The 14,084-nt window shown below is 73.4% G+C and carries 15 protein-coding genes; 4 read left to right on the forward strand and 11 right to left on the reverse strand.

Annotated elements, in window-relative coordinates; genetic code table 11:
- Positions 1 to 314, forward strand: a 314-nt coding sequence (locus ACIBPC_RS29030) for a hypothetical protein (RefSeq protein ID WP_398848744.1), incomplete at its 5' end; no start/stop codon positions are given.
- Here ACIBPC_RS29030 and ACIBPC_RS29035 read toward each other — a convergent pair.
- Complete coding sequence (locus tag ACIBPC_RS29035) at positions 277 to 942, reverse strand: TetR/AcrR family transcriptional regulator (RefSeq protein ID WP_398848746.1); 666 nt, start codon at positions 940 to 942, stop codon at positions 277 to 279. The two genes, ACIBPC_RS29030 and ACIBPC_RS29035, sit on opposite strands and share 38 nt — an antisense overlap.
- 109 nt (positions 943 to 1,051) lie before the next feature.
- Here ACIBPC_RS29035 and ACIBPC_RS29040 point away from each other — a divergent pair, with 109 nt between their 5' ends.
- Both ACIBPC_RS29040 and cpt read left to right on the forward strand, forming a co-directional pair.
- The gene (locus ACIBPC_RS29040) at positions 1,052 to 2,077 is read left to right on the forward strand and encodes a hypothetical protein (RefSeq protein WP_398848748.1); all 1,026 of its coding nucleotides are present in this window, start codon (positions 1,052 to 1,054) and stop codon (positions 2,075 to 2,077) included.
- Positions 2,078 to 2,106: 29 nt separating this feature from the next.
- On the forward strand, positions 2,107 to 2,640 hold the full coding sequence (gene cpt, locus ACIBPC_RS29045; protein WP_398848750.1) for a chloramphenicol phosphotransferase CPT: 534 nt from the start codon (positions 2,107 to 2,109) through the stop codon (positions 2,638 to 2,640).
- A gap of 162 nt (positions 2,641 to 2,802) precedes the next feature.
- Here the strand turns inward: cpt and ACIBPC_RS29050 are convergent, their stop codons facing one another.
- The 5 genes from ACIBPC_RS29050 to ACIBPC_RS29070 form a co-directional block, all read right to left on the reverse strand.
- Entirely contained in the window at positions 2,803 to 3,603 is an 801-nt protein-coding gene (locus ACIBPC_RS29050) for a TIGR02452 family protein (protein ID WP_398848752.1), read from the reverse strand.
- 366 nt (positions 3,604 to 3,969) lie between these two features.
- Entirely contained in the window at positions 3,970 to 4,572 is a 603-nt protein-coding gene (locus ACIBPC_RS29055) for a DUF6879 family protein (RefSeq protein WP_398848754.1), read from the reverse strand.
- 144 nt (positions 4,573 to 4,716) lie between these two features.
- A complete protein-coding gene (locus tag ACIBPC_RS29060) occupies positions 4,717 to 5,154 on the reverse strand; it encodes a DUF4267 domain-containing protein (RefSeq protein ID WP_398848756.1) in 438 nt (145 codons plus the stop codon).
- A 52-nt stretch (positions 5,155 to 5,206) separates the two neighbouring features.
- Entirely contained in the window at positions 5,207 to 5,593 is a 387-nt protein-coding gene (locus ACIBPC_RS29065; RefSeq protein ID WP_398848758.1) for a VOC family protein, read from the reverse strand.
- A gap of 55 nt (positions 5,594 to 5,648) precedes the next feature.
- Positions 5,649 to 6,095 (reverse strand): anthrone oxygenase family protein, encoded by a 447-nt coding sequence (locus ACIBPC_RS29070; protein WP_398848760.1) that lies wholly within the window; start codon positions 6,093 to 6,095, stop codon positions 5,649 to 5,651.
- A 90-nt stretch (positions 6,096 to 6,185) separates the two neighbouring features.
- Here ACIBPC_RS29070 and ACIBPC_RS29075 point away from each other — a divergent pair, with 90 nt between their 5' ends.
- The gene (locus ACIBPC_RS29075) at positions 6,186 to 6,764 is read left to right on the forward strand and encodes a TetR/AcrR family transcriptional regulator (RefSeq protein WP_398848762.1); all 579 of its coding nucleotides are present in this window, start codon (positions 6,186 to 6,188) and stop codon (positions 6,762 to 6,764) included.
- Between the two features lie 237 nt (positions 6,765 to 7,001).
- Here the strand turns inward: ACIBPC_RS29075 and ACIBPC_RS29080 are convergent, their stop codons facing one another.
- The 5 genes from ACIBPC_RS29080 to ACIBPC_RS29100 all read right to left on the reverse strand — a co-directional run bounded on the left by ACIBPC_RS29080 (position 7,002) and on the right by ACIBPC_RS29100 (position 14,004).
- A complete protein-coding gene (locus ACIBPC_RS29080) occupies positions 7,002 to 7,979 on the reverse strand; it encodes a ribose-phosphate diphosphokinase (RefSeq protein WP_362958088.1) in 978 nt (325 codons plus the stop codon).
- A gap of 66 nt (positions 7,980 to 8,045) precedes the next feature.
- Positions 8,046 to 9,509 carry a bifunctional UDP-N-acetylglucosamine diphosphorylase/glucosamine-1-phosphate N-acetyltransferase GlmU gene (gene glmU / locus ACIBPC_RS29085; protein WP_398848764.1) on the reverse strand — a complete coding sequence of 488 codons (1,464 nt, stop codon included), beginning with the start codon at positions 9,507 to 9,509 and terminating at the stop codon, positions 8,046 to 8,048.
- Positions 9,510 to 9,618: 109 nt separating this feature from the next.
- Positions 9,619 to 10,509: a cellulose-binding protein gene (locus ACIBPC_RS29090; protein ID WP_398848765.1), complete on the reverse strand. Its 891-nt coding sequence runs from the start codon at positions 10,507 to 10,509 to the stop codon at positions 9,619 to 9,621.
- Between the two features lie 190 nt (positions 10,510 to 10,699).
- Complete coding sequence (locus ACIBPC_RS29095) at positions 10,700 to 13,033, reverse strand: SUKH-4 family immunity protein (RefSeq protein ID WP_398848767.1); 2,334 nt, start codon at positions 13,031 to 13,033, stop codon at positions 10,700 to 10,702.
- Complete coding sequence (locus tag ACIBPC_RS29100; RefSeq protein ID WP_362958079.1) at positions 13,030 to 14,004, reverse strand: HNH endonuclease; 975 nt, start codon at positions 14,002 to 14,004, stop codon at positions 13,030 to 13,032. The genes ACIBPC_RS29095 and ACIBPC_RS29100 overlap by 4 nt, the downstream gene beginning before the upstream one ends.
- Positions 14,005 to 14,084 lie beyond the last annotated feature (80 nt).

A 14,084-nucleotide genomic window follows, 5' to 3' on the forward strand; every position in this document is an offset into this window, starting at 1 on the left:
TCGTGGTGGCGGGCGCGTTCGGAGCGGTATCGGGTGCGGTCGCGGCGCTGGGGCCGGCCGAGACCGCCCGCCGCGCCCTCGTCCACACCGACCGGGCCTGGTGGCGGGCCTACCGGCGGGCGTTGATCCGGCTCGGCGAGGACCCGGCCGACTTCGACACCACCGCACCCGACCCGGCGGACATCGCCCTCGGCCTCGGCGTCTTCGCCGCACTCGACCACGCCGCACACCTACGACGGGCCCTCCCTACCGAAGCCGAACTCGCCTTCCGCATCCTCACCGACCCCGACCCCGATCCCGATCCCGACGACTGACCCCGGCCGGGGCTTCTGCGGCGTCGAACGCGGGCGCGAGGGGGGCCAGTGCCGCGCGGAGCCGGTCGGGGAGTGGGCCGGAGGGCACGACCAGCCCTCCGGCGTTCCCGGTCGGCTGGAGCCAGCCCTCCAGCGCGATGCGCACCGCCGCCGCCACGCTCGCCGCGAGGACGCGGGGCGTGTGCGGTCCGGCGTCCCCCAGGCGTTCGGCGATCGCCGCCGTGAGCGGCGGCTCGATGCCCGCCGTGCTGCCGAGGAACGCGTCGCGCAGTGCGGCCCGGGTGGTGATCAACAGCAGTACGCCGCGGGCGCGTTCGCCGGTGTCCGTGTACTGCTCGACCACCGCTTCGGTGACAGCGTCGGCGAGGCGTACTCCCGCGGGCCGTGCCGCGACCGCCGCCGCGATCCGTGCCTCGCGGTCCGCGGTGACGGCGGACACGATCGCGTGCTCGCGGCTGGCGAAGTAGTTGTTGTAGGTGCGCGGCGAGACACCGGCGGCCTCGGCGATGTCCTCGACGCGGACGTGTTCAGGGCCGCGTTCGACGGCCAGGCGCAGGGCCGCCTCGCGGAGCGCCTCGCGCGTGGCCTGCTTCTTCCGTTCCCGCAGCCCCGGCGGTGGTGTCGTCACGGGGGCAGCGTTCCACATCTCACTGCGCGCGCGCAAACTTGCGTGTACGCACTTTTCCTGCGAGTCTCGGCCCCGACGACAGGAACCGGCAGAGAGGACGTACGCCGCCATGCGGGCACGAGGAATGACCTACGACACCGGATTCGTCGTGGACGGCCGGATCTCCCACGAACGGTCCGACCCGGCGCTGGTCCGGCGTGAACTCGCCGTCATCCGCGACGACCTGCACTGCAACGCGGTCCACATCGTCGGCGGCGACCCCGACCGGCTGGAGCAGGCCGCCCAGGCCGCCGCCGCGCTCGGCCTGGAGGTCTGGTTCTCGCCCTACCCGCTGGAGTCGGAACCGGAGGAGATCCTCACGCTCTTCCGCGACTGCGCCGAGCGGGCCGAACGGCTCCGGCGGGAGGGCGCGGCGGTCGTGTTCGTCGCGGGGGTCGAACTGAGCGTGATGAACCGGGGGTTCCTGCCAGGGGACAGCCCCGAGGAACGGGTCGCGCTGCTGCTCGGCCGACCCGGGGGACCCGCCGGGGCGATGCGCGAACTCGGCGCGCGCGTCAACGCGTTCCTCCGCGACGCCGCTGCCGCCGTCCGCGAGCGCTTCGGGGGGAGGCTCACGTACGCGGCCATCCAGTTCGAGCAGGTGGACTGGACGCCCTTCGACATCGTCACGTACGAGCTGATCCGGTCCGCCGAGGTCGCCGACCGGTTCAGGGACGCGGTGCGCACGCTCGCCCAGGGCCCGAAGCCGCTCGCCATCACCGGCTTCGGCACCGCGGCCTACCAGGGCGCGGGGGACCGCGGCGGGCGGGTGCTGGACGTCGTCGAGCACGACCCGGAGACCAGGGCGCCCGTACGGCTGAACGGCGTGTACGAGCGCGACGAGGCGGGCCAGGCCGCGTACTTGGACGAACTGCTGGAGATCTTCGACACCGAAGGCGTGGACAGCGCGTTCGTCTACCTCTTCGCCCTGGCCGGCTACCTGCACCGCCCGGACGGCGACCCCAGGGACGACCTGGACCGGGCGGGCCTCGGCATCGTCAAACTCCTCGAAGGGGGCCGGGGGCAGGCCTACCCGGACATGGACTGGGAGCCCAAGGCCGCCTTCACGGCGGTGGCGCGGCGGTACGGCGGGTGACGTGCGCGCGCTGCCACTAGATTGACGCGATGACCACGCACGTGATTCTGCTCAACGGTGGGTCGAGCTGCGGGAAGACGGCGATCGCCCGGTGCCTCCAGGCGGTCCTGCCGGGGCCGTGGCTCGCGTTCGGGATCGACGCGCTGGTGGACGCGCTGCCCGCCGCGCTGCGGGAGCCGGGGGAGGGCATCGAGTTCGCGGCGGACGGCGCGGTGCATGTCGGCGGCGGCTTCCGCGAACTGGAGGCGGCGTGGATGCGCGGCCTCGCGGCGACGGCCCGCGCGGGGGCGCGGCTCGTGGTGGACGACGTGTTCCTCGGCGGCGCCGCGTCCCAACAGCACTGGCGCGAGGCGCTCGATGGCCTGGACGTCCTGTGGGTGGGCGTCCACTGCGCCCCCGACGTGGCGGCCCTGCGGGAGACGGCGCGGGGCGACCGGACGACGGGGATGGCACGTTCGCAGGCGGAGACCGTGCACCGGGGCGTGACCTACGACCTGGAAGTGGACACAACCCATACGACCCCCCTCCCCTGCGCCCACACCATCGCGTCCCACATCACCTGACACCCCCCGCCCCGGATCACCCCACAGCCTGCGCGGCCTCCGCCAAGCAGGACATGAAACGTCTGTCAGCGCGGCAGAGGCTGTCCTGTCGGCGTATCCCTACGGTGGAACGGGCCCGCGCGCAGACCGTCCGATCTCTCGGGAACCAGCCCTTGGCCGACGTCATGGGGTGCCGGTCAACGCCCACTCGAACGACTCGCGTGTCGCGTCGTCCAAGTCCAGGATGGCGAACACCACATGCTCGAAAACACCCGCGAAGTCGCCGCGCAGGTGGACCGCGAACGCCTCGGCGACCTCGGCCGGGTCATTGCCGAACACGCCGCAACCCCACGCGCCCAACACGAGGTGGGTGTCGCGGTGATGGGCCGCTACGGCGAGCACACCGCGGGCGCGGGTCGACAGCGCCGCCGGGATTCTCCCCGCTGCCCCGGGGCGGTCCCGCTCGATCATCCGGCGGTTCGGCGCGGCCGACGTCAGGAACGCCGCGCGCAGGGGTGCGTGCAGCCAGGAACCGTCGTCCCGGCGGAACACCGGTACGTCCGGCGCGTACACGATCCGGTCGCTGTAGAAGGGATCGGGATTGTCCCGGTGGAACTCGTAGAACTCCGGACACCGGATCAACGCGTCGTACAGCGCGCTGGAGCGGGCCAGGCTCTCCTCCTGGGCACGCGCCCCGCGGGCCACTCCTCCCCCCGGATTGCGGGCCGACGCGAAGTTCAGTACCGCCACGCGTCCGGCCCCGGCCAGGCGTTCCACCGCTTCCAGGGTGCTCTCGTCCGTCACCTCGACGCGCGTGTCGTCCGTGCCCTCGGGGAAGGGCAGGCGGCGAAGCTCGCCCGGGAGGTAGAGCCGGGTCCCCCGGCGCATGTCGTCCAGAGCGGCCGAGAGGTCCACCCTGCGCCCCTCGTGCTCGTACCAGCCCCGCTCGAAGGCCGACTGGGTCTCCTGCCATCTCCGGCGCACCGTTCGAGCCTCCGTGGTCCGGGTCGTTCATGATGATCATGTGTGGACGGGTATACAACAACAGCGCGCCGACGGCTAAGGGAATTCGCCGGGCAGGGCTGTGGACGACGAGGGCCCGGGCCTCAGGGAACGGCGCGGCAGCCGCGTGCCGCATCAGCTCGACGGCGCCGCCCGATGATTTCAGGCCGGCCCGTCGCGGCCCGTGGTCTCACCTCGGCCGGACCCCGAGTACGCGCCCTGTCCGACGACGCGGCCTTCGTGCAGGACCACGATGCGGTCGGCGCGGCGCGAGCCGAAAGGACGCCGAGGAGTACGTGGAAGGGGCGTCGGCCGACGTCGGCGGCAGCGTGACGGGCAGGCACGGCACTAGGCGGATTCGCGGTGCTGTTCAGCGGCGAACTCGTCCCGTTCTACGGCGTGATGCCACGCCGCGTCCCGCCAGTGGTTGTGGCGCACGATCTCTTCCGTGTCCTCGACGACTTCCGCGCCGAGGAAGGCGTCGCTCTCGTCGAAGTGCATGCGGACCAGTCTGTGCGAGTCGAACAGCCAGTAGTCGTGGAGAGGAAGACCGGCGGCGGTCGCGCGGTCCCGGGTCAGGTAGCGGATGTCCTCGCCCGCGCCGTTGGTGAACTGGGCGCGCCACACGCCGAATCGGCTGTAGTCGCTGAGCGGCAGGCTGACGACGCGGACGCGGTGGAAACGGCGTCCCTGTGCCGTCGCGTCACGGATCATGGTCAGCCAGTCCCGCATCCACGGCAGTTCGTCCCGCTCCTTCGCGAGGAACTTCCGCAAGGACTCGTTCTCGTAGTCCACGTCGTAGCGCTCGCGTGTCTCAAGGCGGAAAGCGGTGTGCTCGAACGAGTGGAACAGCCGCCCGAACTCGTCTCCCGTGAGCCGGCTCAGTTTCCTTCCCCCTCCGCGTCGCGCCGAAGGGGAGTTCAGGGGCTTGCCGAGAAAACGGGCACGCACCGCGCCCCTCCCTTCCTCGGCCCCTCCTTCGCCCGGCATCCGGCGAACCGTGCGGCCCGATCGTTGTCGGCCGTGCCATGGAGCGTCAAGTGGGCGTCTGGTGGGGAGGGGCGTTTGGGGCGCCACCGGGTGAGGCCGAGGTGATCAGGCGGGCTGCGGGGCGGGCGTTGCCGTCGGTGTTGCGGGGGCGGTCGTCGGCTTGCGTGTCTCGCGCAGCATCAGCAGGCCGCTGCCCACCATCGCCGCCGCGGTCAGGCCGTGGACGCCGAGTGCGGTGGCCGTGGAGCCGTCGTGGGCCAGCACGGTCGTCATGTCGCCGAATGCGGCGAAGGACTCCGCCAGCAGCACCCAGCCCAGGGCCCGGCGGTGGCCCGTCAGCAGCAGGACGGCCAGGACGAGGGCCAGGGTGAGGTCGCGTATCCCCTTGATGACCAGGAAGCCGCCGCCGTCGCCGGACGGCCAGCTCGGCAGGCCGAAGGTCGGCGCAGTCGACTCCGGGGCCAGGACGAACTCCAGCCCGAACCAGATGATGAAGAGGATGAAGGCGGTGGTCACGACGGTGTTGATCCGCTTGAGGGACATCGTTCTCCTTGGGTGTCTTCGTGAGCCGGCGGGCTTGGTGGGTCGTGCGGGCTCAGAGCCTGGGGTCGCCCTGGGTGAGGAGTTCCATGAGGTGCCCGTCGGGGTCCCGGAAGTACGTGCCCCTGCGGCCCGGGGTGTGCCTGCTGTGGTAGACCTCCCCGGTCTCCTTGCACGCGGGATCGCCGTAGTGGGTGATCCCGCTGTGCTGGATCCGTGCGAGGGCGGCGTCGAATTCCTGCTCGCCGAGCATGAACGCGTAGTGGTGCGGCTCGAAGTCGTCCAGCCGGTCGTAGTCCAGGCTGACGCGGTTGGACAGCGTGACCGGCGTGAAGTGTGCCACCGGCGGACCGACTTCGAGGCCGAGGATGTCGGCGAGGAACCGCGCCGAGGTCTGCGGGTCACGGGCGGGGACGATCGTGTGGTTCAGCTCGACGGCCATGAGGGCTTCCTTCTCCGGGATGGGATGGTGCGGAGGGGTGGGTGGGGCCGCGGGGTCAGGCGAGGGCGGCGGCCAGCAGGGCGAACGCGGCGGTGATGACGGCGACGCGGCCGTAGTGGAAGCGGTCCCAGCGGTCCACCTGCTGCTTCCAGTCGGCAGGCCGGTTCTCCGGGGTCCACGTCTTGCCCCGGTTGTTGATCGGGACGAGCACCAGCACCGACATGAGCACGCTGACGATCAGCAGCGCGCCGGAGGCGACGACGAGGCCGGTGCCGTCGTCGCCCCACCCGGCGGCGGCCCAGACGCCGACGAGGACGAGCGAGCCGATGTACCAGAACGGCATCACCGCGCCGAGGATCCGGCCGCCGTGGGCCCGGCCGAGCTGGCCGCCGTCCTCCGGGAGGGCGTTGAAGATCCGGTTGAGGAAGAAGGCGACGGAGAACTCCACCCCCACCATCACACCGACGATCACGGTGGTGACGACCTCAAGCGCGTTGAGCATGACGAGCCCCTTGGCGTCTAGTGCTGCTAGATGACGAAGCGACGCTAACACTGCTGTTGCTCTCTCGTCTAGCGGTGCTAGAGTCTCATCATGTCGGTACAGGAACGCAAGGAACGCGAGCGGGCGGAACGGGAGCGCCTCATCGTCGCGACAGCCCGCGAACTCGCCGAGCAGCAGGGCTGGGACGCGGTCACCACCCGCCGGCTCGCCGAGCGCATCGAATACAGCCAGCCCGTCCTCTACAGCCACTTCCGCGGCAAACGCGAGATCATCGGCGCCGTCGCCCTCCAGGGCGCCGCGGAGCTGGCCGCCGCCGTGCGGGCCGCGACCGCCGCAGCGGACGGCCCGCGCGCCCGGGTGTACGCCCTCGCCCGCGCCTACCTCGACTTCGCCGAACGCAACCCGGCCGTCTACGACGCCATCTTCCAGCTCGACGGCGGCCTCGCGTACGCCCAGGAGGACACCCCGGAAGTGCTCAAGGACGCCTTCGCCTCACTGCTGGAGCCCCTGGGCGGGGTCGCCGGGGAGGGCGTCGCCCCGGAGCTGTTCACCGAGGTGTTCTGGGCGTGCCTGCACGGGGTGGCGACCCTGACCCGGACGGGACGGCTGCTGCCGGAGGACACCGACCGGAGGGTGCGGATGCTGGTGGACCGGCTCGCCGTCTACTGACGGGCCGCCATGCGGCGGGGCGTCCGCACGGGAGGATGCGGTGGATGCTGTGGGCATCGATCAGGTTCGCCGCGTCACGCGGTGGGCGGTGCCGGGGCGGGGCGTGTGCGCGAACGGGGGGCGCTCTCCCGGAAAGCGGGGCGCGCGCGTCGCCCGGGCCCCGGCGTGCGCGCCCGGCGGGGGAGGGCCGGTCCGGTCACGGCCGGTGGGGCGGCCTCCCCCGCTCGGGAAGGGGGATCAGGCGTCGCCCTCGAAGAGGCTGGTGACCGAGCCGTCCTCGAAGACCTCGCGGACCGCGCGGGCGATCGTCGGGGCCATCGACAGGACGGTGATCTTGTCGAGGTCCACCTCGCTCGGCGTCGGCAGCGAGTTGGTGAAGATGAACTCGCTCACCCGCGAGTTCTTCAGGCGGTCGGCGGCCGGGCCCGACAGGACGCCGTGCGTCGCCGCCACGATGACGTCCGCCGCGCCGTTGGCGAACAGCGCGTCCGCGGCCGCGCAGATCGTGCCGCCCGTGTCGATCATGTCGTCCACCAGCACGCACACCCGGCCCTCGACCTCGCCGACGACCTCGTGCACCGTCACCTGGTTCGCCACGTCCGGGTCGCGCCGCTTGTGGACGATGGCCAGCGGCGCCGCCAGCCGGTCGGCCCAGCGGTCCGCGACCCGTACCCGCCCGGCGTCGGGGGAGACGACCGTCAGCCGGTCGCGGTCCACCCGGCCGCCGATGTAGTTCGTCAGCGCGGGCAGCGCGAAGAGGTGGTCCACCGGGCCGTCGAAGTAGCCCTGCACCTGGTCGGCGTGCAGGTCCATGGTGATGATCCGGTCGGCCCCGGCCGTCTTGAGCAGGTCCGCCATCAGGCGCGCGGAGATCGGCTCACGCCCGCGGTGCTTCTTGTCCTGGCGGGCGTAGCCGTAGAAGGGGATGATCACGGAGATCGAGCGTGCGGACGCGCGCTTCAGCGCGTCCAGCATGATCAGCTGCTCCATGATCCACTTGTTGATCGGCGCCGTGTGGCTCTGCATGAGGAAACAGTCGGCGCCGCGCACCGACTCCTGGAAACGCACGTAGATCTCGCCGTTCGCGAAGTCCACGGCCTTGGTCGGGACAAGACCCACCCCCAGCTCCGCGGCGACCTCCTCCGCGAGTTGAGGGTGCGCGCGGCCGGTGAAGAGCATGAGTTTCTTCTCGCCGGTGGTCTTGATCCCGGTCACGATGTGTCTCCTTGTAGCCGCGTCGGCGCTCGTTCACCCTTATGGGGGCATCCCCTACCGTACCTGTCAGGCCTCGCCCGGCTTCCGCTCCATCGCAGCTAGGGCCGCCTCGGCGGCCTGCGCGGCGTCCGAGTCGGGGCGCTTCCTGCCCACCCAGCCCTCGACGTTCCGCTGCTGGCCACGGGCTACGCCGAGTGATCCCGGCGGGACGTCGCGAGTGATGACGGACCCGGCGGCGGTGTAGGAACCGTCCCCGATCGTGACAGGTGCCACAAACATGTTGTCGGCGCCCGTGCGGCAGTACGAGCCGACCGTCGAGTGGTGCTTCTCCTCGCCGTCGTAGTTCACGAAGACGGTGGCGGCGCCGATGTTCGTGTGGTCGCCGATCGTGGCGTCGCCGACGTACGACAGGTGCGGCACCTTGGTGCCCTCGCCGATGGCCGAGTTCTTCAGCTCGACGAACGTCCCCACCTTCGACTCCTGGCCGAGGACCGTGCCGGGACGCAGGTACGCGTACGGGCCGACGTTCGCGCCCGCCCCCACGTGCGCGCTGTCCGCCACCGTGTTGCTGACCACCGCGCCACGACCCACCACCGTGTCCCGCAGCCGCGTGCCAGGACCGATCTCGGCCTCCGCCGCCACATGGGTGGCGCCCAGCAGCTGCGACCCGGGGTGGATCACCGCGTCCGGCTCGTACGTCACCGTGACGTCCAGCCACGTCGTCGCCGGGTCCACGACCGTCACACCCGCCAGCATGGCCTCTTCGAGCAACCGGTCGTTCATGAGCCGCCGCGCCTGCGCGAGCTGCACCCGGTTGTTGATCCCCACCAGCTCGCGGTGATCGGGCGCCACGCAGGCGCCGACCCGGTGACCGTCCTCACGCAGGATGCGCACCACGTCCGGCAGGTACTGCTCGCCCTGGTCGTTGTCCGTGTCCACCCGGGCCAGCGCGTCCGCCAGCAGCCGCCCGTCGAAGGCGAAGATGCCCGCGTTCGCCTCCCGGATCGCGCGCTGCTCCTCCGTCGCGTCCCGGTGCTCCACGACCTCCACCACCGAGCCGTCCGCGCCGCGCACGACACGGCCGTAACCCGTCGGGTCGGGGACCTCCATGGTGAGCATCGTCACCGCGTTGCCGTCCGCCGCGTGCGTCGCGGCCAGCGAGCCGAGCGTCGCCGCCGTCTGCATCGGGACGTCCCCGCACGTCACGACGACCGTCCCCGCCGGCTCCACCCCGTCCGCCGCCAGTGCCGCGAGCGCCACACCCACGGCGTGCGCCGTGCCCAGCTGCCGCTCCTGCACCACCGCCCGTACGCCCGAGTCGATGTCCGCCAGATGGGCGCTCACCCGCTCCTTGCCGTGGCCCACGACCACGACCAGCTCCGCCGGGTCGAGACCCCGCGCGGCCGTCACCGCGTGGCCCACCAGGGAGCGGCCGCAGATCTCGTGCAGCACCTTGGGCGTGGACGACTTCATGCGGGTCCCCTCACCCGCTGCGAGAACGATGATGGCTGCCGGGCGACTGGAGCTCACGGGATCGCGTCCTTCGGTCCTTCGGGAATGGGGGATTCCCGCAGGATACCGGGGCACGGCCCGCCGCACCCGTTCAGACGTACGAGCCGGGCGGGGTGGCGGGCGGCGGTCAGCCGTCGCGTTCCCAGGGCGCCGCGCGGCGCGGCGTACGGCCCGTGAGCGCCGCGAGGGTGCTGCGGATGTGCGTCAGATGGGCGCGCACATCGTCGGCGCGTTCGCCGTGGTCGCGGGCCAGCTCCTCCGACTCGCGCTCGATGGCCTGGCGCCGCTCCCGCGCCCGGGCGAGCAGCTCGGCGCGCCGCGCGTCGGCCGTCTCCTCGCGGTCCCTGGCGGTCGCCTCGGCCGACGCCAGCTCCTCCCGCGCCCGCGCGAGCAGCGCCTCGCCGCGCGACGTCAGCTCGTCCACGCGCGCGTCGGTCTCCGCCTGCACGGCCGCCAGCCGCTCGTCCAGCGCGCGGCCCTCCGCCGTGTGCCTGGCGCGCTGCTCGGCGACCAGGGCGCGGCAGCGGCGCGTCACCTCGGCGAGCGCCTCGGATGCCTGGTCGCGCAGCGCGGCGGCCTCGCGCCTGGCCTCGGTCATCAGCTCACCGGCGTACGCCGTCGCGCGGCCGAGCACGTCGTCCGCCGCCGCGTCCGCCGCCGCGCGCCGGTCGGCGGCCTGGGCGCGCGCCACGTCGCGCAGCGCGCGCGCCTCGGCGGCCCCCCGCTCGATCAGCCCGCGCGCCTCCTCGTCGGCCGCCTCGCGCAGCGCCGCCGCCTCGGCCTCCACCTCGGCGAGCAGCAGCGTGGCGCGCTCGCCCAGCGACTCGTATGCCGGGGGCGGCAGCGCGGCCACCGCGGCGCCGAGCCGCGCCGCCTCGGCGGCCAGCGCGTCGACGCGCTCGCCGAGCGCGCCCAGGCGCCGCCATGCCTCGTCGCGCTCGCGGCTGAGACCGGCCACGACCTGGTCGACCTGGTCGGGCCGGTAGCCACGGCCGCGTGCGCTCGGGAAAGCCGTCATGAGGACATGATCCCCGCAAGGCCGTGTCTGACAAATAGCGCCGTCCGCCGCCAGGCGGGGGCGGCAGCGGCTGGTGCGGTGCATCGCAAGGCGGAGGGATGCCCTCGTGCTGGAGTACTTGGGCGTTCCGACAACGCAGCGAGGTGCCGTGCCAGGCGTTGGCGCCCAGGCGGGATTTGTCAGGCAGGGCCTACAGCAGGCCGTCCCACATCTGTTCCAGGAGAACGGCCCACCAGCTCTCGGGGTCGGCGAGCGCCTGCGGGTCGAGGGAGCCGAGCTGGGCCTGGAAGTCGGTGGTCCAGCGTCCGGCCTGCTCGCTGTTCAGCCCGTAGCGCAACCGCCACATGCGGCCGAGCAGCGCCATGCACCGCGCGAACTGCGGCAGCGACGCGTTCACGAACTGCGGCGGCACCGGCTGCCCGCCGGGGCCCGCCTCCAGCGGCACGGCGACGATGTGCGCCGTCCCGTACTGCACGCACAGCTGCCGCCCGAAGTCCGAGCCGACGACCAGGTACGAGCCCGCGTCGGGCGCCGGCTGCACGCCGCGCTCCACCGCCAGCTCGCCCAGCGTGGGGATCGGCCGCCCCGCCTGGGCCTGCGCCCAGAAGAACGGGTTGACTTCCACCGGCACGCCCGACCACACCAGGCTCTGCGCCACGATCTCCGGCACACCCTGCCGCGACACGGCCTGCGGCGTGTAGCGGAAGACGCCCTGCGGCCCGTACGCCTGCACCAGCTCCTGCCCGATGGCGTCGAGCGGCACGGCGGGCGCGGCCTGCTGCGGCTGCAGCGGGGCCCGTACGGGGGCGGAACGGGGCGGGCCGTCGGCGAACTGCTTCAGCTCGTCCTGGTGCTCCACCAGATGCCGTACGCCCGCCTGCCGGGACGCGAGGTCACGCCCGTACGCGGCCGTGTGGGTGACGCGCACCTGGGGCCACGTCTCGCGGATCATGCGGGCGCAGTAGGCGCCGGGCAGTTCGCAGGACTGCAGCTCGGTGTGCAGTTCGATGACCTGCTGCGGCGGCACGTTCATGGAGCGCAGCTCGTAGAGGATCTGCCACTCCGGGTGCGGCATGCCGGGTGCGGAGCGGCGGATGAGCTGCTGCTCGGAGCCGTCGGGCGCGCGGTAGCGGAGCACGGCCATGTAGCCGGAGCCCACGGTGGGCGTGCCGGGCGGGGGATAGCCGTAGCCGGCGCCGGGCGCGGGGGGCGGCGGCGGGGTGCCGATGCCCTGCGGCGGCGGGGTGCCCGCGGCGGGCGGGGGCGCCGGGGTGAACCGGCCCTGGTGCTGCGCAGGTTGCGGCGCGGGCGGAGGGCTGCTGACGATGCCCGGCGGCGGGGGAGGCGGTCCCGGGACGGCCTGGTCGGGCGTGGGGCGGTGGGAGAGGGCGGTCTCCGCCAGCGGGCTGGGGGTGCCGGGCGGCCGGGGCGCCAGGTCACTGGCGTCCGGCGGGGCGGGACGGCCCGCGGCGGCCGCCTTCAGCTCGGCGATCACCTCGGGGGAGACGGCCTGGGTGGGGACGTACGCGTTGGCCGCGGCGTCCGGCGCCTTGCCGCCCGGGGCGGGCGGCGGGCCGACGGGCGCGCCGGACGGGCCGGACGGGCCGGGGACGGCGGGCGGCGGATCCGCCTTCGCGGGGGTGTCCCGCGCCTGCGGGGGCTCGGGCGCGTCCGGCTTCCCGGGCGCACCGGGTACGGACGGGTGCACGGCGGTGCGCGGCAGGCTGCTGCCCTGCGGCATGATCGCCGTCCGCGCCTCGGAGGACATGCCGGTGGGCCCGGAGGGCGCCTTGTCGGCGGGCTTCCCCTCGTCCTCGGCCAGCGGCGGCGAGAACACGGTGGCGGGCGGCGCCACGGACTCCGTCCCCTCACCGGACTCGGACGTGTCCGTCCCGGCCCACGGCGAGGCGTCGGCCGGCTCCCGCCGGGCGGGCGTGGCGTCCACGTCGTCCCACGGCGAGGGCGGCTGCGGCACCGACGCGCCGGGCGGCGGCGGAGGCGGCGACACGGCCGCCAGGGACGGCGTGGGGGGCGCCCACGGCGCGCCGGACGGCGGCGGCGTGGACTCGTCCGCCGCGGGCCGCGCGGCAGGCACGGGCGCCGGGGGCGGGGTCGGGGCCGGGGTCGGGTCGGACGGTACGCGCGGTTCCGGCGCCGGGCTGCCCGGCGGCCGCGCGGCCAGCACCTCGGGCGGGATCAGCGTGAACGACGTCGCCTCCGCGCCCGCCTGCGGCGCGGGCGCGGCGGCGGGCTCCCCGGCCGCCGCGGGCCCGTACTCCTCGCCGTACCGCTGGATCACCTCGTCGGCCGGCAGCGCGGGCCACAGCGTGGTGTCGCCGCTGTCCCGGGCGATGACGAGCTTCTTCCCGCCGACCGGGCCGCTCGCGTCGTCCTCGGCCCACACGACGAACCCGAGGTCGAACTCGCGGACCCGCACCTCGTGGCGCGGCCCGCCGTCCGGCGCGCCGTTCACCCACCGCTCGGCGCGCTCCTGCGCCTGTGCGAACGTGACCACCGCGCTCATCCCTCCACCGGGACGGCCTGCGCGAACCCGCCGTCCACCATCAGGTCCGCCACGGACGCCAGTTCGGGCGGGTTGCCCGCGAGCCGCAGCAGGAAGTCGTCGAAGTCGGTGCCGCAGGGCAGCAGCAGGTCGGCGACGCGCTGCTCGATCGTCAGCCCGTCCCGGTCGCGCGCGTCGTCGTACGGGCACACCCACACGGAGCCCGTGTCCTCGCCGCGCACCTTCACCGCGACGATGCCGCCCTGCACGAACGCGACGCCCAGGTAGTCCTTCGTGAGGTGGTCGCGCAGGCACTTGTTGACGTAGACGACGTCGTTGACCGCCGCCTCCTCGCGCAGGGTGAAGAACGGCTGGTCGATCAGGAGGCCCAGCTCCGCGTCCAGCGCCACGCCACGGGGCGCGCAGCCGCCGCCCGCCTTGAGGAACGAGCGGTACTCCTCCGGCAGCCGGTAGCCGAGCTTCTGCTCGGCGGCGCGCACGCGGTCCTCGGGGACGGCCACGCCGTGCGGCACGGAGAAGTGCACCGGGCGCGTCTCGTTGAGCGGCCTGGTGCCCCGCTTGTGCTGGTCCACGGCGGTGGTCGCGAGGCCGCCGTGGTGGCGCAGGAGCGCCTTGACCTCCACGGGGATCAGTTCGAGCCGCCGGGAGTTCGCCACGTGGTGCCACGTCCAGCCGTGCGGCGTGGCGACGGGGGACAGGTCCGCCCACAGCTCGTGCCGCGCGGCGTGCAGGGCGGCGTTCGCCGACACGTAGTCGGTCAGCCGCAGCTCGTCCACGCCGAAGCCGTCGGGGGGCTCCGCGATCTCGGCCGCCGCCCTGGCGTACGGCGAGAAATCCGGATAACCCTGCGCGTCCACCCGTATTCCGAGCGGGAAGCGCGCGGCCCGCACCGGGTCCGGGAACTGCACCACCTGTCCGGCATAGGCCCTGTTCGGTGGCGCGGCCTGCTGTCCGAGCCGACCTGTCGTCATGGCGTTACGCCCCCTGCTGCTTACTCTCGCTGTTCCGGCACAGCGTAAGGGGTCGCGTGTTCAGTGGCACGATCGTGTGC

The organism is Streptomyces sp. NPDC049879, from assembly GCF_044461265.1.
In the GTDB taxonomy this organism is placed as follows: Bacteria; Actinomycetota; Actinomycetes; order Streptomycetales; family Streptomycetaceae; genus Streptomyces.